We start from the raw sequence: 21,950 nt of genomic DNA on the forward strand, positions 1-21,950 counted from the left end.
CCCGTTGCCGGGCCGGACTTTTTTAGTGGTTCAGCGCAATGCGCACGACGTGGTCGGGCCCATCGGTGGAATGATCTTTGTTGAAGGCTTGTTTGACGGTGACGTACAGCGTCTGTCCGTCAGCGGAAAGCAGAAGGCTGTTGGGATTCGGTTTGAGATCCCAGCTCTTTTTCACCGCATAGCTTGTGGCATCGAGGCTCAGCACCTTGCCTGTTTCACGCTGGGAAACGTAAATCTCGTGGAGCTTCGGGTTGAAAATCACGCCCAGCGAGTCGCCGATGTTCAGGTCTTTCACTACTTTTCCGCTGTGAATATCCAGCACCAGCGTGGTTTTGGCCTGCGAGTTATCGGTCACAAACAGACGTCCCGTTTCACTGTCTTCCGCCATATTCAGCAGCAGAGCAGGCTTATCGCCGAGCGGCTTCCAGCGCTGTTCGATGCGGTTATTGCGCGGGTTGATCACCAGAATTTCACCGCCGCCGTTCGCGGCATACAGACGCCCGGTGTTATCGGAGTAATGCAGGCCGGTCATCCACTTCCCGGTGTTTTTAATGCGGGTCTTCAGCTTCAGCGTTTTGGCATCCACCACCCAAATCACCGCTGGATCAGCAACGGCACCGACATACAGCGTGTCGTTGTGCAGCAGGATTTGGCGTGCGCCATACGGCAGGCCTTTTTCGTTACGTTCCGGGAACAGCAGGCGAGCTTTGACTTTGCCATCGGCGGTGTTGATGGCGCTGATGCCACCGTCGAGAGAGTTGGTGACGTACACCGTTTTGCCATCGGCTGACATCGCCATGGCGAAGTTTTTCAGATCGGTATGGCTGGCGCCCGTGGTTTTCAGGGTAGCCGGATCGAGTTTGTATACCACCCCACCCTGCACATCTTTAAATCCTTCGGCGCTGGCGACGTACAGCGCATCGCCCGCCGGGCTTAAGGCCATCTCATACAGGCCATCGGCCAGATTGCGGGTCACGATATCGGTGGCGGCTGGCACAACGGGTTGTGGCGCTTGTTTTGCCGTCGGCGTGCTCTGCGCAGCACAGCCAACCAGCGCGAACGCTACGGCGAACGCGGTGAGTGTACGTTTCATCAAAAGTTCCCTGCCAAAATCAAACAAAAAAGAGAATGAGAACTATACGCATTATCTTTATTTCTTCAAGCGGAAAGCGCAGAGAGAGACAGTAAGAGGGGGGAAGCTAAGATAAAAAAAGAGAGCGCCTTACGACACTCTCCGCTTGTTTCAGACCGGCCTGAACTCAGAACTGGTAGCTGTAGTTCACGCTAGCAAACCACAGGTAAGGATGGTCATAGCTGCCTGCGGCGATGGCCGGAGTCTGGACTTTTGAAGACTGCATATGCAGATATTCCACCGCGAAGCCAACGTTGCTGGCGGGCGTAATTTGATACTGCGCACCCGTCGCGAAACGCCATTCGTCGCCGGTAGGCAAACTCAATGAGACATCACTCTGATCGCGATACGGGGTGCTGTCAAACGCAACTCCTGCGTTCAAACGCCAGTCTTCCGTCGGACGATACTGCACGCCCACCGCCGTATGCCAGGTGTCCTTCATGCGATTGGTATTGTTGACCTGCTGGCCATTAACACGGATTTCTGGCGCACCAAACTGACTCCAGTCCTGCCAACCCAGATCCCCCATCACCGACCACTGTTTGTCGATATCGTGCACCAGGCTAAACATCAACTGCTGTGGGGCATTTACCTGTGCGGAAATAGGTAAGCGATAGTCGCCCTGCGGCAGTCGCGCTGTCGCATTGACGTTAAAATCGTACTTCGTTTCACTGTTCCAGGTGATGCCTGCGCGAGTCTGGTCAGTCAGATCCATCAGCAGCCCGAGACGATAGCTCGCTTCCCAGTCGTGATCCTTATCTTTTTCGTCATTGCCATTCACGTTACGCGTCAGACTCAAAAACCCGTAGTTAGCATTGACGGACGCGCCCACAGACACGCGATCGCTGAGTTTATACGCCAGTGAAGGACTGATGGTCAGCGCCGCAACGGTGGCTTTTTTCAGCACCCGATCGCCTGACCAGTCACCGAAATCCAGCCCCAGACCGAAATTGCCGTACAACCCAATCCCGGCATATAAATTGTCATTAATCTTCTGGCTGTAGAATCCGCTGGCATTTGGCGTGACGTTTAATACATTACCGGGGCTTTGCTGAGCGTCGTTATCCAGCTGGTAATTGATATCACCACCCAGCGCCTGAAGTCCGCCCGTAAACATGTGATCGGGTAAACGCGTCATGCCCGCCGGGTTGGTCGCAATTGTCGAGGCGTCCTGCGCTCGGGCAGCCTGCCCGGCTCCCGCCAGTGCGGTATCTTCCGTACCAATTTCGTAAAAATAGAGTGCGCTGGCGTTCGCCACAGAGGAGAAAATAAGACCAGAGCACACGAGGGCGATTTTTTTCATTTGCCACCTGCCGAAAATGAGCGAATTCATCATTGTTATGTGTAAAAGAAGCATAGTTACTCGCCTTGAAATTGCCATTCAAATCAACGCGAATACCCCTCTATTTTAAAGGGGCGAAATGATAACAAAGAGATGCTTATTTATTCAGCTACAGTGTTGTTTATTATTAAACCCAGCCCACTTATTTTTGCATGCGATCCAGTTGCGTTTTGTCGGCCGCTTCTGCTTTATTTGCCAGCCCCTGAAACTCATCGGGAGAATAATAATCAGCGGGCGCTGGCAAGCGTTCCATATCGCGCCCTTTGTGAATTTGCAGTTCACCCAGAGTAGAAAGTCGGTACCGCACAACCGTATCCGGCATCATTAAATGGAACGGTTCGGCTTTTTCAAACGGCACCGGGGTTGGCACACGGCTGTCGCTCAAAGAATAATTGCGTTTCAGCACCAGAAATTTATCCGGCACTCTGCGTTTGCTGTTCCACCAGTCGCCGTCAATTTCGCGGAATTTCTTTTCAGTCTCTTCTCGCGTGGCAACATCAAGCCCGACAAGGGCTTTGTGTAATTCGGCATCCATGGCTTTGTTATAATCCTCAACCGACCCGGCATGGCCTTGCAGAATGACGTTAATCGCAAGCCTGGCACCGAGCAAGTTCGAATAAAGATCTTCGGGCGAAAACGCCGATATTTCCTCTGAGAATCCTGGCACCGACTGAAAACCATACCATTGCGCAATCTCGTGCCACTGCGCTAATTCGAAGCCGATTTTCCCTGCGAGCCAGGCGGCGAGCGTATAGCGCTGAGTCATGCCCGCAGGCGGCGTGAAGGCATTCAGCTGAATACGGCGCAGCCCTAACTCTTCGCTGTAGAACAGCCGCCATTGCTGCCCCAGTTTGGGGTAGATTTCAGAGAATAAATAGAAGGTGTTATCGGCCGTGTCGCGCACATGGGCAATATCAATAAAGCCCCCGCGATGGGTATAGATGAGGCCGCTTTTCTCATCGCTGAGCCCAACAAGGTTTTTCACGGCCCCCAGCGCGCTGTCGTTGTAATGATGATGCCCCAGGCCATCCAGCGTCAGCACGTTGCCAATCTGATATACCGGGATCGGCACTCCTACAGCACGTACGTTGAGATCGTAACCAAAGGCACAGCAAGGGCGCAGCGATTCAGGCGCAGAAAGTTTTTGCACAACCGGCGAAACGCGATGTGCGTGTTCTATCGGCAGCAAGGTTTCTGCCGCCATCGCTGCACTGCTTAACATCATCAGACTCAGCCACCACCCTCGCATCAAAACGCCTCCGCAACCTGAAAATAAAAACCGGCGCTCTCGCGACCAAACCCTAAATCGAGCCGGATGTTCATCGACGGCTTCACTTCGAAACGATACCCGACACCCACCGTGGGCAGTAGCGGGTGTTCACCTAAATCTGCCGGAGAACTGCCCAGCGCCCCCACCCCTGCCCACAGCACATAGCCGTGTCGCCAGTTTAGCTTTTGACGGTACTCCACCTGGCCGCTGACCACGTCATTATCGCGGTAGCGCCCCTGGTAATAACCACGAAGGCGGCTGTCATCGCCTGCCTGCGAAAGCCTGTCCCACGGCACATCACCGTGAGTAAAGCGCCCCCATAAATCGAACGCCAGCACGCGTTTATCATCTATCGGATGATAGTAATTGTATTGCAGCTGCGTGGCGGTGAAATGGGTATCCGACCCCAGCGCCGGGTCGAAATAGCTGTATTCAATGCTGATAAATTGCCCGCGCTGCGGCCGGGTAATCACATCGCGGGAATCGTAGTTCAGGCTGATTGTCGCGCCAGAACTGACAGGCGTCGTGGAGTCAGCATATTGCGAGAATTTATCGTTCGGCTGCCGGTCTTCCACATTGGCGTTCATCGCGGAGAAGTCCCAGCCCGCACCGAGATATAAATTGGGCGCCAGCTGTCGCATCAGCTGCGGATGCACCTGAATGGAATTGTTGTCGTATTTTTGCGAGCTGCCCTGTGCCGCGTCGTAGCCCACGCCCCAGAATTTGGTTGGCACTCTCGCCACACCGCCATCCACAAACAGCCGCCAGCGATCGTCGGTAAAAAAGGTGTAATTGTGTAACCCCAATCCCAGCGCGCCGCTGGTGCTGACAAAGCCGGTAAAAGAGAGGGATGAGTTTTGCGTGGTTTTATCGTTCGAATCAACACGGTAAATCCCGGCCACCGCCGTCCCTAACCCAAGGCGAAGCTCCGGGGTGTAAAACGGCCCCGGCAGCACGCTCCAGTCAATGCCTTTGCCAGGATCGTACTGATTGTCTGCGCCCAGTTTTCCCAGAAAGTCATCAATGGTTTTTTCATCCAGCGCTGCAAGCGTTAAGGGCGTCCAGCTCACGCTCATAACGCCCAACGTTGCCATCATCCATTTTTTCATCAGAATCGGTATTCACCCGCGAGAAAGAAGCTGTTGCGGTCGTTAAAGCCAAATTCAGTCAACACGTTGAAGTTTTGGGTAATTTCATACTGCGCGCCCACCAGCATATTCCACGGCGAAGTGAGGTGCTGTTTAACATCAAAGCGCCCATTCTCCACCACGTTATCCAGTGCGGAAGGCAGGTTGAGATCGGACAAATTGCCTTTAAATTCCTGCTCAACGTCCTGGTACATGGCGCCAATCCAGATGCCCAGATGCGAAGGCCCGGAAATCCCCTGGAACTCAAAGCGATATCCCACGCGTGGCGACACGGTGAGGGCTGAAATTTTGCCGTCAAGAATGTCGAAACTGGTCTGCGTGTAGTTGGTATCAATCAGCCCAAACCAGTTCTGATAGCCTCCTGCCAGCGTCACACCCGTGCCGTAAGTGGTGCCTTCGAAGTTGAGGGTGAAATTCAAATCCTGCAAAGCGCCGCTTTCATATCCGGCATGAACCGCCTGAGCAATCAGGCGATTAGGATCAAGGCGGCCGTACTGCGACGGATCGGCATTGACCGAGATCTGCGACACCGACGATCCCTTGGTATGACCGACGATCCCATAGACGTTCAGGAACGGAAACACCCACATGTCCAGGCGCAGGTTCTCGGTTTTGCTTTTTTCACGGGTATCGCCCACGCCAATCATGAACATGTCGTCCGGAATAGGCCTGCCGCCAACCTGAAGCCCGCTCAGCGCGATGCTCTCGACGTTCACGTCCTGACGCATATTCATGTAGCTCAGGTTGACGCCAAATGGCAGCGGGATGGAATACCCACGCGCGCGCGCTTCATCACCCCAGATGGGGAACATACTGTCGCTTGAGGTTGTGTCGTCTGCCGCACTGCTCGTGGTCGTCGCAGCGCTCGCCGCTCCGGAGAGCAGCACCAGCGAGACCAGAATTCGGTTCCATTTCATCATCGTTTCTCGTCAGGTCGTCGCCCCGGTCACAGCCCGGAACCGACATTAAAATAGACCGCCTGCTCATGGTCACTGAAAGCGACGTCTACTCCCGTATGCAGCCCGTACTCCCGGGCAATCAAATAGCGAAACCCTGTGCCCCAGGCGACCTGGGTCTCATCAAACAGATGGCTGGCCTCGTCGCTGGCGCTGCCTGCACCGACAAAGCCAAGCAGCACCCAGCGCGGCGTGACATTCCAGGCCAGCTGGGTTTGCAACGTGCCGACATAATCGCCCTGATAGCGATAACGCGAGATGCCGCGCAAATCGATAAACGGTCGCGCCATCGGCGGGAGATGCGCATCGCTGTGGGTGAGCGACTGATAGTTTCCGGCAAGGGACAGCGTCAGGGTTGAGCTGAGCGGCATGAAATACTTCCCGTCAAGCTCGAGCTGGTTATAACGATAGTCGCCCCCCAAAAAACTGCTGTAAAAACGGTACTCTCCGCTCAGTGAAAGCCCGTCGCTTGGCCAAAACAGATTATTGGTGGTGTCATACTCTGCCACCAGCCCTACCGCCGACGAGGTGCTGTTATCACCCAGCACGCGTTTCCAGACTTTATTAATAACGGGGTTGTTGTCGGCCGACACGTCCAGGTTTATCCAGACCTGACTCACGCCGACAAACACCGGGGAATCCCCCACGCGAAACTGCAACTTTTGCATTCCGCCATAGCCTTTGGAGGTGGTGTTGATCGCCTTATCGTGGCCAAACCCCGCCACATCACCCGAATAAATATCGATGTTGACGTTGGCGTAGCCTGCGCCGCCCAGCCAGCGAATGCGGTCGTTATTCCATGTATGGCGATGCCCGCCGCCGACAAACCAGGTGCCGTTTTGCGTGCCGCCGCCGCCAAAGGCGCTGAAGGCAGGCGGAATGTACCGCCCTCCTTGCTGCGTCCCTTTGCCATGCAAAAACAACCCGAACAGGCCGCCGCCGTAACCGACCGCGGGCTCGGTAATGATCATCGGTACGGGAAGAAATCCGTACGGGTTATCCCGCAGGTAAGCGCTCATATCGAGCATCCCATCTTCGGGGTCGAACAGGCTCGCCGCCGGGCTTGTGCTGGCGTACAACAGCAGCATCAGCAGCCATCCCAGCCGGGGTAGTCTCATGCATCGGTCCTTTGAGGCGGTGTGGCCGGAGCCGCATACCAGTTCTCTTTGGCGACCATCACGGCGCCTTCCGGTTGCAGCACAAAGTTTGGCGACATTATCTGTACGTTAAATTCGTTGAAGACATCCTGGATGTGGCTGTGCAGCGCATTACGAGCCACCGCCAGGGAGGTGCCAGGCAGCAACTTCACCTGCAGTTCATAGGAAATATACCAGTCCATCAGGCTCAATTGCCGCACAATCGGCGGCTGACTGTGGTCAATGCCTTCAGCTCGACGGGCCGCCAGTTCAAGCATGGCGTGAACCTGCCGCCAGGGTGTGTCATAACCGATAGTGACACCGGTAGTGAGATTGACGCCCCCGCCAGGATTCTGTGCACTGAGGTTGGTAATTTTGCCGCTGACCACCACCGCATTGGGGACGGTCACCACATAGTTTTCACGGGTGATGATTTTGGTTGCCAGCATGCCGATTTCACTCACCTGTCCTTCGTTATCCGCAATACGAATCACATCGCCCTTACGCAGCGCCCGGGAGTAAATCAGCACCAGACCGCTCATTGCATGGTTCATCAACCCGGCCGATCCTAACGTCAGCATCAAACCGAAAAAGACACTGATGCCTTTAAAGGCCAGCGAGTTGGCTCCGGGTAAGAAGGGATAAGCGGCAGACAAAGCGAATAACCAGACCATGACCGTGATCAGCCTTCGCGTCGCACCGACCGTTTCGGGGTGAAGACCAGGGACCTGAACTTTACCCGCCTCAACCTGGTTGAGTAAAACCTTGAGTAATTTAATTATAAACGAAGTAATCAGGAAGATTATCAAGACGATAACTAAACCCGGCAGCGCAGAGACTATCGACAACGCAATCTTTTGCAGCACCAGTACGGTCCAGTCGCCGAGCGATTCGCCCCACACCCGGGTCCACGGGAAAAGGCTGAACATCCAGCCAAGCCACAGGTAAGCCGCCACCAGGCTCAACAGGATCATCAACAGGCCAAACAGCTTTGACTCAATGGCCCCAAGAAAACGCCGCCAGCTGTGCGGGATGAGGCCGCGTTTTTCCAACAGCATCCGGCGGTTATAACGCTGCACCCAGCGCCAGGCGCGGTAAGCACCGTAACAAAACAGCGCCAGAACCCCCGCGCCCAGTACTGATTTCACCCCTGCCAGTGCCAGATAGCCGGTGTTGTACTGGTCACGCAGCGCGGTACGCTGCAACTCCATTCGCGCCAACACTCGCTGTGCCGCCTGATCGAGCGTTAAATCGTCGCCTTCATCAAGGTCAGCCTGGCTGAGCAGCATGATGGGTTTGCCGTTCATCAGGAACAGCCGCGCAGGCTGGTGGTAACGGGTGACAGGTTCGATGGTCAGCGGTTTGCTGACATCCTCACGGGTGAAGGCTCGTAGCGTATTACGAATGCGCAGCACGCGCTCTTCCGGCGTACTGAGGCCAAAGGTGGCCTGAAGCATGACGATGGGTTGATGGAAAATATAAACCGTTCGCGCCCGTTCCTGGTCGGTCGGCTGCTGCCGGGGCTCAGCGGCAAAAAGCGGAAACGCGAGCAACAATGAGATCCACGCCAGCAAAACATGCCGCATCCTGTTCATAATCAACACCCGCAGAAGTGAATATTTTCGTTATTATTCATAAGCTCAAAAGCAAAAGGCTGGCTTACTCTTTGTTGAGCATAGACCAGCCTTAGGCTATTTCAAGACGCCTCAGAAACGGATTTTCATCCCCACTGACGCGGAGAGGTTCGCGTCGAGGCTGGAATCGCCCCCGTTATCCCAGGTTTTGCCCACTTCGGTGTAAGCCTGAACGTCACTGGTGACGGTCCAGGTGGCGCCAACAGCGGCTTCCGTCGCAGAAAACTTCTGACTGGATTTCAGCGTTGTTTTCCCGTTGCTGTTGTCGCCGCTGCGGTAGGTCACGCCGTCTTCCCCGTCGCTCAGCTCCTGCCAGTAGTTCACCCGAACATAGGGTTTTACCTTGCCCATGTTGGTGTCGTAATCGGCTGTCAGGCGTGCGCCAAGACGTCCAATCACGGCACTGTCGGCATCCACGGTTACTTTGGTGTTGACGCCGTCATTGAGCGTGGTGTCGTCGAAGTTGCTCCACTGCCAGACCAGTTGTGCCTGCGGCTCAAAGGCCCAGTTGCTGTCGCCAATTTGCCACGGTTTGCCCACTTCAACGGAGGCAGTAAGGGTGTTGCCGTCCGGATGATAGGTGTCGTTGCTGCCTTCACTTTTCAAATCGACAGAGTGATAGCCGTATTGCAGGACGTTATCGACATACAGGCCGTCGGTGTCTGTCCAGGTCGCATACCCGCCAAGATAAGAAGAGAAGGTGGAGTTATAGGCTGAACCGCCGCCCATTCCGGTGTTGCCGCTGACGGAGCTGTCGAGATCCATAAAGGTGGTGTAAATACCTGAACGCCATTTGTCGTTCTGCCACAGATCGAGCCCCATCTGCATGCCATCGTACTGCGAATGACTTTTGCTGCTGGTTGCGTCGTTCAGATGCTGATCCACCGTTTTGGTCAGGTAACGCGCCCAGAAGCGCCCTTCCTGATCTTCCGGCACATCGGCACGCCACGGCTGTTCGTCGCCGACGCGCTGATGCAACGTGCCGAGTACAAACAAATCAGCCTGACGCACAATCGACGGCAGCGTATCGAAGCCCGGAACCACCGGGCTGTAACCCGCCCGCAGGAACCAGTCTTCCCCTGCTCCGCTCGCATTCCCGGCGTACAGCTGATACTGCCAGGCTCCGGCGATCAGCTTTTGCTCGCCAATGGAAAACGCGTCTTTGGTGGTTTGTGCGGTCGTCGTCGCGCCATTGAGGGCTTCCACCACCATAATGCCATCGCCGGTTGTCGGTTCACCAAGTTGGCTCACGTCAATATCCAGCAGCGTGCGTCCGGTCGCCGTTCCGCCGTTGATCACCAGCTTGTCTGCGACACCAGGACTGTGCTGCTGAGCGGCGATTTTCAGCGTGCCGTCCATCCCAACGTAATCCCCGTTCACGGTCAGCGTTGAACCGACGTTTCCGCCGCGCAGATTGACCGTTCCCTGGTTCACCAGGCCCGCCACCGTTTGATTACGCCCGCCTGTATCAAGTGTCCCGTTCTGGCTGACGATATGCAGCGAGTTAGCGCTGAAGCGAGAAACGCCTCCCGCCAGCAGCGTGCCGTTTTCCACCAGCGTCATACCTCGCCAGGTATTGATGCCATTCAGCACCGTGGTGCCGCTGCCGCGCTGGATGAAATCACCGGTGCCGGAGATAGTGCCGTCGAGATCCAAAGTGTTATTACGGTTCACCACCAGGTCGCCCAGGTTAACGATATTGCCCGTCACGCTGCCGCTGCCTCCGCCCGTTCCCAGTTGCAGCGTGCCATTAAGAATGGTGGTCTTGCCCTCGAAAGTGCTGTCTTTGGTCAGGGTGAGGGTGCCGTCGCCTGCTTTGGTCAAATCGCCGCTGCCACCGACTGCCGCCAGTAACGACACGTTGTTGCCGTTGGTATCGAGGGTGCCGCCGTCGCCGCTCAGCGTCCAGGCGCGGGAAGTCTCAAAGGCTGATGCGTAACGGAATGTCCCGCCGTTCAGCGTAATGCCGGTGCCGGATGCCCCCAGATTGCTGTCTTTCGCCACCTGCAGCACGCCATCACTGACGGTGGTGCCGCCCTGATACTGGTTATCCGCCGTCAGGATCAGCGTGCCGAGATCGGCTTTGTCCAGCCCGCCGCTGCCGTTAATCACGGAGTTAATCGTGGCGGTATAGCCTTTACCTGCAAGGGTTCCATCCCCGACGCGAATCAATGTGTCCGCGGTGTTGGTGGTGATCGTCCCGTCGTTTATCACATACCCGTCGGTCGTGAACTGTGCGCCGCTGATGACGATCGCACCGAGGCTGTTATCGACCGTCACATTTCCCACTTCCCCGCTGAACACCGCAAAGGCACCATCGCTGAAACGGGTATTGAATTTGCCTCCCGGATCGGTCAAATCCGTCGTCCAGTTATCGTTGCCGTTGCTGTTTTGCCAGACGCCGTCGCCGCCGTCGATTTTGCCGTTGTTCTTCAGCACCCCGCCTGCGCCGCCGGTGCCATCCCAGAAGCGCATGGTGTAACCCGTGCGGTTGACGAGGTTGACCTGACCGTCAATCGAGGTCTGGACATACAGATCGTCTGCCGCCTCCGGGGCTGCGCCTATCTCCAGAATACGGTGGGTTAAAGCACCGGTGTAGTTGATGACGCGATAAACGCCGACGTCAAAATTCCCGCCCGGGGTCTGGGTGATATTGAGCTTACCGTCGAGGGTCAGATCGCCGTTCACGTTGAGCAGGTCGTTCAGCGCCCCGCCCGGGGTACCGGACTGGCCGAACTGGAAATCGAGCTGGGCATTGCTGGCCAGCGTAAGGCTCTGCATGGTCAACTCCCCGACGCTCCCGAGGGTGCTGCCCGGCGCCAGATGCCCGTTATCCACCACGCTGACATTGCCGCCGAGTGTGCCATTGCCACCGAGAGTGGCATTGCCTGCCACGCTGGTTGCCCCTGTCGCCGCACTCTGATTACCGTTAATCAGCAATACGCCTTTCAGCACGGAGGCCGCGCCGGTAAACGTGTTATCTGCGGTCAGGGTCAGAATGCCGGTGCCCACTTTTTCAAGCCCGCCGCCCACACCGGAAATCAGGCCACTGAGGGTGTCATTGCGATTGAGATTGCCTTCGCTGAGGGTGGCATCGCCAAGATTGACCGTGCCTGCGCCAGAAAGCGAACCGATGGACGTCTTCCCGGAGGAATCCGCCAGGGTGACGTTCCCGCCGCTTTGGTTGCTGATGCTGGCGTTAGCCGCCTGCGCATTGCCGGAGAAGGCGACAAGTCCTGCGTTGGCTGTGGTGCTGGTGCCGCCGTCAGCCGAACCCGAATAGAGAGTCTGAGAAGTGGCATCGACGATTATCGCCGCGCTTCCGGCATTACTGCTGTCAGCAAAAATAGCCGTGCCGCCTGTCAGCCCAATGTTGCTCTGCCCGGCGCTGGCGCTATTGGCGAAGGCCAGCGTCGAGTTAGTGACGTCAAAGACGTGAGACTGTGCGCTGGCGCTGTTGTTGAAGTTCAGCCGCGCCTGATTAGTCATTGTCACCGCACTGTTTGCCGTTCCCCCGAGCGTCCCGGTGGTGTTCGCGTTGACCGTCAGAGTGCCGTTGCCGTTTTTGCCGGTGAGGGTGGTGTCGCCTTTGTAAGTATTCGCCACGTTAAGATCCAGCGCGCCCGCTGTACCCACCGAGGTATCGACCACAGCCAGATCGCCATCCCCGCCAATCACGCCCGCTGGCGTAAAGGTATGGCCGTAAGGGTCCAGCGTGCCGCCGCCATCAGCATCCAGGAAAATCAGGCGGTCAGTGGTGAAGTCCGCACCAGACTGAAGAGCGGCGCCGTTGCTGATGGTGATGGAGGTGCCAGCATCACCCAGGCTGGTGTCCTTGCTGACCTGCAGCGTGCCGCCCCAAATTTCGGTGCCACCTGCGTAAGCGTTATCCCCGTTGAGGATCAGCCGACCCGGATCGGTTTTGAGCAAACGCAGATCGAAAAGATCAAGGTTATTCTTCACCAGGTTGGTGTCGATGGTCGCCGTCACATCCGCGCCCGTCGCCCCGTCACCCACGCGGATCAGGAAGTAGCGATCGGCCGCAGTCTGCCCTTGTGCAGCATAGGTGTTATCCGGGGTGCTATTGCCGCCAATCTGGGTGAAGATCATCGCCAGGTCGGAATCCGGGTTAAGGGGGTCAGTGCTGACAACGTAGCCATCCGTCGTAAATTGCATTCCGGAGGTTCGGACCTGACCGAAGGCGTTAGTGACAGTCACATTCCCTTTGAGTCCCTGGAAGATGGCGAAGGCATTATCCGCCCATGGCGCATTGCCATCACCGTCAGACACGGTCCAGTTATTTGAGGTACTCCCTAATCCGCTGAACCAGTAGCCATTCCCCCCGTCGACCACGTCGTTCCCTTCCGTACCGCTCGGACCGTGGTTATTCCCCAAAATATCACCGTCCCAGAACTGCTGTTGGTTAAGCGGCAGCGTAAAGTTTTGCACCAGATTCACTTCGTGATTGATATTGGTCTGAACCGAGTACCGCCCCGGGAAATTGGTGGGCAGCGAGCCTATCTCCAGAGTGTTATTGGTCAACAAGCCGGTGTAGTTATAGAGCCGGTAGACCCCCGGCAGGAAGCTGCCGCCGTCGGTCAGGGCGACATTGACCGTACCGTCCAGCGTCAGATTGCCGTTCACCTGCACCAGGTCATTCAACGCCCCGCCAGGCTGATAGGCCTGCCCCAGCTGGAACTGGCTGTTGGTGTCGCTCGCCAGCGTCAGGCTGCCGTTGACCGTCAGCGTGCCCGTGCCGTTGCCCTGATTATCATCGCCCGGTTTGATGGTTGTACCCGTCTGGAACACGACGTCGCCGCCGATCGTGCCGTTACCGCCCAGCGTGCTGCCGCTGTAAACAGTTGTCAGCCCGGAGCCCGTCTGCACGCCGTTGATAAGCAAGGTGCCCTGCTCAACATTCGTGGTGCCTGCGTAGGTGTTATTGCCGCCAAGACGCGTCACCCCCGCCCCAATCTGGTGGAAATTCCCGCTGCCGGAGATGACGCCATTCAGCGCCACTGCATCAGAACGGTTCACGGTGAACGTGCCGTTATCGGTAATGTTGGTGGCGGTCGACAGGCTGCCCGTGGTGCCGCCAGCACCTAAAGTCAGCTCTGAATTACTGCCGATCAGCGTATTGCCGGTATAGGTATTATTGCCGAGCAGAACAGTGTCGCCGCTGTTGATGCGTTCCATCCCGCCGCTGCCGGAAATCACCCCGCTGTAGGTTTGATCGAGAGCCCCATCAAAGGAGACCAGGCTGTCTGCACCGAGCGTACTGATGTTGTAGTTGTGGATAGTGGCCTGTGCGCTTTGCGTCGCGCTGTCGCCTGTTCTTAACGTCGCGCCGTTATTCACGTTAATCACTGGCGTGCCGGAAAGCGTCAGGTCGTTCACTACCCGTACATCGGTTGTTGCACCGTCCAGCGTCAACGTGCTCCAGCCGCTGCCGATATTGGTTGCCACGCTGGTGTTATCCGCAGTAAGGGTGCCGATTTTAGCCGGATCAGCGCCTGCATTTGTGCCGTTCAGCGTGAGCGTACTGCCCGTTCCGCCCTGGCTCAAAATATGGGTCGTCTGACTCAAATCGACATTCCCGACAGTCGCCCGGTCCTGCCCATCGTTGCCGCTAAAGGTCACGCCCCCGGCGAACACCCCGCTGTTCCAGGTGAACTGGTCGCTGCCGCTTCCCAGGGTGATCTCCCCACGGGTATTGCCGCCGCTCAGCGTCACGCTGTCATTTCCGCTGCCCGTAAGAATGGCCTGCGCCGTCGAACTCGCCGCCTGCAAGGTGCCGCTGTTGGTGACGGTATTATTCGCCGCGCCTGAAGCATCAATCACTTTCGCGTTCTGGCTCTGGCTGGTGATAGTGCCGGTGTTGTTAATGGTGCGATTTGCCGCCGTGCCGTTAAGCACAATCAGCGAACTGCTGTTGCTGGTACTGCTGGAATTGATGGTGCCGCTGTTGGTGAAGGAGCCGGTATTGGCGGCGAGGATCGTGCTGCCGGTATTGCTTGTAGTCTGGATATTACCGCTATTAGTCAGGCTGCTGGCATTAGTCGCATCAATAGCCGCCCCCGCCGAAGATCCCATGGTGATATTGGTTCCACTGTTGACGGTGCCGTTGGTTTTCGCCAGCACGCCCACGCTATTGGCCCCGTTGCCATTAATGGTGTAGCCGTTGCCAATGGTCAGGTTCCCGGTGGTGGCTGAGCCATCGCCCTTCATAAAGGCGAACCCGCTACCGCTGCCGCTCACATTCAGGATATTGCCGGTGCCTTCGGCATCAAAAGTCACCGCCGTGCGGATAGCGGGGCCATTGGCAGCATTGATGGTGACACGGTTAAGATTGATGTTACTTGAGCTGGCATTGTTATTAATGCCTGCGCCGGTACCGGTCAAATCGATAACGGTGTCGCTCGCCGTAAACGAAGATGCGCCCGTGCTGTCAATCAGCACACCATCGGCATCACCGCCCGCAGTGATGTGGTTACCGGTGCCGTTGACGGTGAGCTGCGCACCGTCGCCGGTGAGCTGAACAGCCGCCTTACCCCCGCTGGCATTCACGACGCCGAGACGGTCAACCACCGCTCCGCCTCCCTGAACGCGAACCCCGACGTTGTTGCTGCCCGTCGTGCCTGACACTGAAATGGTGCCGTTGTTGGTCAGTGTGCCGCTGTTTTGAATATCCACCCCGATGTTGCCGCTGCCGGAAACACTGACATTAGAGTTAACCGTCGCAATCCCGGCATCGTGTAACACAATGCCGCTGCTGTTGGTGCCTGACAGGTTGAGATTCGCTCCGGCATTCAGCGTTAAATTCCCCAGATTCGACACGTTGTAACCGACGATCCCACTCTGCCCGGACGCGGAACCGATCACCGCGGCGGAAGTGACATTCGTCGCCCGAGGCGTCTCGCCAATATCGCCGTTAATGCCGTAATCACGCCCATCCACCAACACGGCGGTGGTGTTATTTCCCGCCAGGACAATGGAGCCATCATCAATGGTCCCTTCAGCGCCGCCCGTGACTTTTACGCCGACCGCGTTATTGCCGGTAACGGTAATTTTCGCGGCCCCCGTCGACATTTTCGTGGGCACATCGTCGCTTTCATCTTCCGTGTTCAAATCATCCACACCGTTGGCAAACACCCCAGTCGAGCCACTGCCGTTAACGTTCAGCACATAAGCGCCACCGGTGGTCGCGCCGGTGAAAATCGCCCCGCTGTCGACGGCAAACAGGATCGAATCCGCCATCCCGCTGTCGGTGATCGTCGGGTTGCTGATGTTGATGTTCGCCCCCTGGCCCCAGGCGTAGTAGCCGATTTGCTTCTGGTTCTCAAAGGTCAGCGTGGAATCATTGCCGATGTTGATGGTGGCGTCACCACGGGCATGCACGCCGATGGCTCCGGCTGAGAGCAGGCGAATCGTGGAATCCAGCTGGACCGTCGCGTCATTGCCGTCAAGCCCTTCGGCATAAACGGCATAATTGCGATAGGAATAAGGGTTACTGTCCGTCCCCCCCAGATCGCCGGTGCTGCCGACCGTGATGGCACTGCTGTTGGTAGACGTGAGACTGGCATCGGTATTCAACGCCAGCACGCTGAGGGCAATATTATTATCGCCGTCCACCTGAATGTCGCCGTTGTTGGTGACGATACCGGTGTTGTCCTGCACATACATGCCATAGTTGGCGGCCGCCGAGCCGGAGGTCAGTTGGCCCAGCACGTTAATGTTTCCGTTATTGGTCACCGGGCCGGTGTTGCCGCTGGCAATCATCCCGGCAGCGTTGCGGACGTTATCAAGGATCGTGATAGTGCCCGCGGCGCTGTTTTCTACCGCCCCGCTGCTCTGGGTGAAAATCCCGGCGCTAAGATCGCCGCTCCCGACCAGGTTCACTGCGGCAGGCGTGCCGCTGCTGGTTAACGGCGAACCGCCAAGGTAGATATTGCCGCTGTTGGTAAAGGTTGCGTCGTCGCCCACCAGCACGCCGTAGCCACCGCCGTGCCCGTCGGTATTATGGCTGTTTCCGGTCAACACAATCGTCCCGGTGGCGCTGTTACTGCCCTGCGTATTCCCCGCAGCAATCATGCCCCAGGCGTTATGCGTGGCTGAGTCCGTAACGGCGATGTTGATAATGCCGTTGTTGGTCAGGGTACTGTCGCCCTGGCTTGCCATACCCATCGCGCCAGCGTTGTTCACATTCTGATTGACGCCATTTTTTTCCAGAAACAGCCCGGCATTCAGCACGCCGTTGTTGATCGCCACTGAATCCGTCGCCAGCATGCCAACGGGAAGCGGGCTGTTACCGCTGCTGCGCCACGCATTAATGGCACCGTTGTTAGTAATCACGCCCCCGGAAAGGGCCTCCATAACAGCCGAAGCCCCATCCACCGCCAGACTCCCCGTACTGGTTACGGTGCCGCTGGTTCCTTCCCCATTGGCATAAATTACCCGCAGGTCGCCAGTTCCCTCCGTTGCATTGTTGCTATGCACTCCGCGATCGTCCCAGACGTAATAGCGCATGTCGATGGAGGTGCTCTCAGCCTGAGACAGCAGATTGGTGATGATAGTGTTATAGACCTGCTGGGCTTCTACTGAGGAATCAATCACTTCACCGTCGACCGTCGCCCCGGCGGTAAGCCAGTACTGGATTTGTGCTTTTCCCGCGTAGTTTCCCTGGCCGATCAGATAATCATTCACGTCGGCGATATCCGTCGCCGAGTTAATGGTGAAGGTTTTGTCGGCCAGGCGACGTACATTGCCCAGTGGCCCTACCTCATAGTTTGGCAATGTCAGGCTGTAGTTATACGCCGTACTCTGGGCAGTGACTTCCTGGTCACTGTTGGCGATGACGGCCGCCGGGCGGAAATGAATATAGTTATCTGACTGCCAGTTCACGGCGCTTTGTTCGCCTGCGCCGCCATCAGCCCGCGCCAAAGTGGATTCTTTTGCCAGTAAATCAAGCGTGTTCATCGCCGCTGAAATCGGCGTATCACCCGCGGTGTCGGCACCAATATTGATGTTCGCCGTCCCGCCGCCAGCAGACACATTCACGATGCCGAACTGATACAGAATGCGCACCGATGACGGATCATAGACGGGCAGTTGCATACCTGAAACCGGCGTATCCTCCGCCGGAATAAAGGTCGTCGAATCGTAGACGCTGATAACCTGATAGCTGCCATCGAGCCCAGGCACTTCAACGTTCAGCTCCTGATCTTGCTGTGGGTTCGCTGGCGCAGGTGAGTAGTTGTATTCGTTAATATTGGCGGCGGTAATTGGCGTGGTCACACCCTGCGAGTCGGTAGCCGTTATCTGAATAATGCGATTGCCTTCCGGTGCGCTGGCACCGGGTAGCGCATCAACCACCGCAACAGAAGTCCCGCTGACCCCATTACCCGAAGTGAAATCCGGAAACAGCGGTATCGGGCCAAGGATATTCAGCGTAGTGCCCGCCACGTAGTTGTTCGCGCCCGGCGTGCCCGCCACGGTGAAGGCATATCCGGTGCTGATAACCTGGTCGAAGTCGTAGTTCGGATCGGTTGGAAACGCATAATCCGGATAGACCGCCGACCACTGGACATCGTCAGCCAAAGCGAAGTGAGATAACGCAAGCAACATCCCCAGCAGCATAATGCGGCGCTGAGCAGAACGTAGCGACTTCCCTTTTTTCCCGGCAGTAAATTCTGCGACGGGGATCAACGCTCCTGCGACAGGACTCCAGATCAGGCGATAAATTTTATTCATACGTCTTCCATAAAAATCAATAAGTTCGAAAATGGCGAAAACGTCATCAGATAACAGGCGGGGATGTTACTTTTTGTAAAAGTAGTACATAGCCAAAGATTCAACGTCTTTAGCGTGTAAAATTTTCAGCCTTCATTGTGGTGGCTATTTGAGTGAAACCGAGGCTTCAACTATCCTCATCAGTAACAAAATCTGGAGCCTTTTCATGGATATCAAGCACGGAACACGAGAAATAACGATTGCCAGCGTCAAGGGGTATCTCTGGTTTCTGTGCCTGAATATTATCTTTGGCGCGTGGCTGGTGATGCGGGTTTATGGCGGCGGCATGATCCTGCTTGAGACCAGCGACTATGCTTATACGCTGATTGCGGTGATGGTCTTTTCGGTGATTAACATGCTGCTCACCTTGCGGCTTCGCGAGAACATCAACAAAGGCCTGTACCGAAAATGCCTGCCGGGTATCGTGCTGGTGTTCAGCATTCTGTGGTCGATCATTTTTTATAACCTGCTGAATGACTTTAGCCAGCCGACCATCACCATGGTGATTCTGGTGATCATCCTGCTGCCCGCCACCATTACGTTCTATCTTTCCGCCCGATTGCTGGCGCTGTTCACCGCGCCCATCATTTTCTCGCTGATTTACGGCGAACTCCTCTCGCCGGTGAAATTTACTCTGATTCAGGGTATTGGCGCGGTCATCATTTTGGCAGTGGTGCTTTCCGCTCGCTACATCCTGCTGGAGTCCTGGCTTCGCACCCAGCGCAGCGAATATGAAAAAAGCCTGTTGATCAAAAAACTGGTCAAGCTGGCGAACTATGACACCTTAACCGGCCTGTTCAACCGCCGCAGCTTCGCGGACTATTTCACGCAAAGCATTCAGCAGCTTGGACAAACCCGAAAATCGCTGTTTCTGATCGTGTTAGATATCGATTTCTTCAAGCAGTACAACGACATTTACGGCCATGTTGAAGGAGATAAATGCCTCGTTCAGGTGTCCCGCTGCATCGAACAATCGCTACGTAAAGCCAGCGATGCCGCGTTCCGTTACGGGGGTGAAGAGTTTGTGGTGCTGGCGGTATGCGACGGAATGCCCAACGCCGTCACTATCGCCAAACGCATACAGCAGGCCATTTCCGATACACGCGTACGCCATGCCGGATCAACGGTTTCTGATCGGGTGACTGTGAGTCAGGGCATTGCAGAATGGCAACCGGGCATGTCGCTTGATTTGTTGCTGGAGTCGGCTGATAAAGCGCTTTATCAGGCTAAACGCGAGGGCCGTAACCGTATAAGCCAGGCAACAACACCTTGATTTATATCATATACATGGGCAACTTTTCGGTTTTCCCTTTCCTTTCACGCAACTGACGCCCGCTTACATGAGTAATGACGGGCGGTAGCGATATATTCTGCTTTTTTATCACTCGAACAGGAAAATTTATCATTCTGGCCTACACTAGTCGTGTAAATATGTAGTTATAAAAAGAATCACTTATTCACAGTTGTTTTACATAATACCTTTTCGATCGCACTCCTCATGAGGCTAACAAGATGAGACTGAATGCCATTGTTAAAAGCCTGGCGCTTGCAGGGATGTTAACCACGGTTACAGCGCCTGCCTTTGCACAGGTAGAGCCAAAAGATGCTACCGCGGCGACAAAACAAGCCAACGATGCCCTCTACAACCAACTGCCGTTCTCTGATAACACCGACTTCACCAACGCGCACAAAGGCTTTATCGCCGCGCTGCCGCAGGAGGTTCTCAAAGGTGAGCAGGGCAACGTCATCTGGGATCCGGCTAAATACGCCTTCATCAAAGAAGGCGAAAAAGCCCCTGACACTGTCAACCCAAGCCTGTGGCGTCAGTCGCAGTTGATCAACATCAGCGGGCTGTTTGAAGTCACCGACGGCGTCTACCAGATTCGTAACCTCGATTTGTCGAATATGACCATCATCGAGGGTAAAGAAGGCATCACCGTGGTTGACCCATTGGTGTCTGCGGAAACCGCCAAAGCCGGGATGGATCTTTACTTTAAAAACCGCGGTAAAAAACCGATCGTTGCGGTTATCTACACCCATAGCCACATTGACCACTATGGCGGTGTGCGCGGCGTGATTGATGAAGCCGACGTTAAAGCCGGCAAAGTGAAAATTTATGCCCCAACCGGATTTATGGATGCCGCCGTTGCAGAAAACGTCATGGCAGGTAACGTAATGAGCCGTCGCGCAAGTTACATGTACGGCAACCTGCTGAAACCTGATGCCAAAGGCCAGGTCGGTGCCGGTCTGGGGACCACCACCTCTGCGGGTACGGTGACCCTGATTGCGCCAACCAACATCATCGAGAAAGACGGTCAGAAAGAAGTCATTGACGGTCTGACCTATGACTTCATGCTGGCGCCGGGCTCCGAAGCGCCGTCTGAAATGCTGTGGTATATCGAAGAGAAAAAACTCATCGAAACCGCAGAAGACGTGACGCACACCCTGCACAACACCTACTCCCTGCGCGGCGCGAAAATTCGTGAACCGCTGCCGTGGTCGAAATACATCAACGAAGCCATTGTTCGTTGGGGCGACAAAGCGGAAGTGCTGATGGCGCAACACCACTGGCCGACCTGGGGTAACGACAACATCAACAAACTGCTGAAATCGCAGCGTGACCTGTACCGTTACATCAACGACCAGACGCTGCGTATGGCAAACGAAGGCCTGACCCGCGACGAAATCGCCGCTAAGTTCAAGCTGCCACCAGACCTCGCGAATACCTGGGCCAACCGTGGCTACTACGGTTCCGTCAGCCATGACGTCAAAGCCACCTACGTGTTGTACCTCGGCTGGTTTGACGGCAACCCGGCAACCCTCGACGAACTGCCACCGGAAGATGCCGCGAAGAAATACGTCGATTACATGGGCGGCGCGGATGCCATCCTGAAGAAAGCGAAAACCGACTACGACCAGGGTAACTACCGCTGGGTAGCGCAGGTGGTCAGCAAAGTGGTGTTCGCCGATCCGAGCAACCAGGAGGCGAAAAACCTCGAAGCTGACGCGCTGGAACAGCTGGGTTACCAGGCAGAATCAGGCCCATGGCGTAACTTCTACCTGAGCGGTGCGCAGGAATTGCGTAACGGTGTGGTAAAAGCGGCTACGCCGAATACCGCAAGCCCGGATACCGTCCGTGCGATGACGCCGGAAATGTTCTTCGACTATCTGGCGGTTCACGTTAACGGCGAGAAAGCCGCAGGCAAAACGGCCGTGCTGAACTTCGACTTCACCGATACCGGCGACAAGTACAAGCTTGAGCTGGAAAACGGGGTGCTGAACCACACGGCTAATGCGCAGTCTGATAAAGCCGATGCGACCATTACCCTTTCTCGCGATACGCTGAACAAAATCGTGCTGAAAGAAGAGACGCTGCAGCAGGCCAAAGACAAAGGTGACGTCAAAATCACCGGCGACGCAGGCAAGCTGGATGAACTGCTGAACTCAATGGATAAATTCGAGTTCTGGTTCAACATCGTCACGCCATAATCCCTGCCCTTCCCCTGCGAAGCCCTTCGCAGGGGATTTTTTTACACCGCTACA

The 21,950-nt window shown here is 56.0% G+C and carries 10 protein-coding genes; 2 read left to right on the forward strand and 8 right to left on the reverse strand.

Translation table 11 applies throughout. The features are described from left to right. Nucleotides 1–22: 22 nt before the first annotated feature. The 8 genes from ACRCWW_RS09850 to ACRCWW_RS09885 all read right to left on the reverse strand — a co-directional run bounded on the left by ACRCWW_RS09850 (nt 23) and on the right by ACRCWW_RS09885 (nt 18,368). Entirely contained in the window at nt 23–1,093 is a 1,071-nt protein-coding gene (locus ACRCWW_RS09850) for a hypothetical protein (protein WP_438682255.1), read from the reverse strand. Between the two features lie 166 nt (nt 1,094–1,259). After that, nucleotides 1,260–2,435: an OmpP1/FadL family transporter gene (locus ACRCWW_RS09855; RefSeq protein ID WP_438682256.1), complete on the reverse strand. Its 1,176-nt coding sequence runs from the start codon at nt 2,433–2,435 to the stop codon at nt 1,260–1,262. A gap of 181 nt (nt 2,436–2,616) precedes the next feature. After that, entirely contained in the window at nt 2,617–3,699 is a 1,083-nt protein-coding gene (locus tag ACRCWW_RS09860; protein WP_438682257.1) for a DUF4056 domain-containing protein, read from the reverse strand. A gap of 23 nt (nt 3,700–3,722) precedes the next feature. Next, nucleotides 3,723–4,820 (reverse strand): BamA/TamA family outer membrane protein, encoded by a 1,098-nt coding sequence (locus ACRCWW_RS09865; protein WP_438682283.1) that lies wholly within the window; start codon nt 4,818–4,820, stop codon nt 3,723–3,725. Nucleotides 4,821–4,852: 32 nt separating this feature from the next. Next, on the reverse strand, nt 4,853–5,809 hold the full coding sequence (locus ACRCWW_RS09870) for a hypothetical protein (RefSeq protein WP_438682284.1): 957 nt from the start codon (nt 5,807–5,809) through the stop codon (nt 4,853–4,855). 29 nt (nt 5,810–5,838) lie between these two features. Continuing rightward, a complete protein-coding gene (locus ACRCWW_RS09875; RefSeq protein WP_438682258.1) occupies nt 5,839–6,966 on the reverse strand; it encodes a BamA/TamA family outer membrane protein in 1,128 nt (375 codons plus the stop codon). Then, the gene (locus ACRCWW_RS09880; RefSeq protein WP_438682259.1) at nt 6,963–8,579 is read right to left on the reverse strand and encodes a mechanosensitive ion channel family protein; all 1,617 of its coding nucleotides are present in this window, start codon (nt 8,577–8,579) and stop codon (nt 6,963–6,965) included. Before ACRCWW_RS09880 ends, ACRCWW_RS09875 begins: the two co-directional genes overlap by 4 nt. 111 nt (nt 8,580–8,690) lie before the next feature. Then, a complete protein-coding gene (locus ACRCWW_RS09885) occupies nt 8,691–18,368 on the reverse strand; it encodes an autotransporter-associated beta strand repeat-containing protein (protein ID WP_438682260.1) in 9,678 nt (3,225 codons plus the stop codon). Nucleotides 18,369–18,573: 205 nt separating this feature from the next. On the opposite strand from ACRCWW_RS09885, the gene ACRCWW_RS09890 reads away from it, so the two are divergent. Continuing rightward, entirely contained in the window at nt 18,574–19,680 is a 1,107-nt protein-coding gene (locus ACRCWW_RS09890; protein WP_438682261.1) for a GGDEF domain-containing protein, read from the forward strand. Between the two features lie 239 nt (nt 19,681–19,919). Beyond that, nucleotides 19,920–21,896: an alkyl/aryl-sulfatase gene (locus tag ACRCWW_RS09895; protein WP_438682262.1), complete on the forward strand. Its 1,977-nt coding sequence runs from the start codon at nt 19,920–19,922 to the stop codon at nt 21,894–21,896. Nucleotides 21,897–21,950: the final 54 nt, after the last annotated feature.

It is taken from the genome of Scandinavium sp., assembly GCF_051650185.1.
Taxonomy (GTDB): domain Bacteria; phylum Pseudomonadota; class Gammaproteobacteria; order Enterobacterales; family Enterobacteriaceae; genus Scandinavium.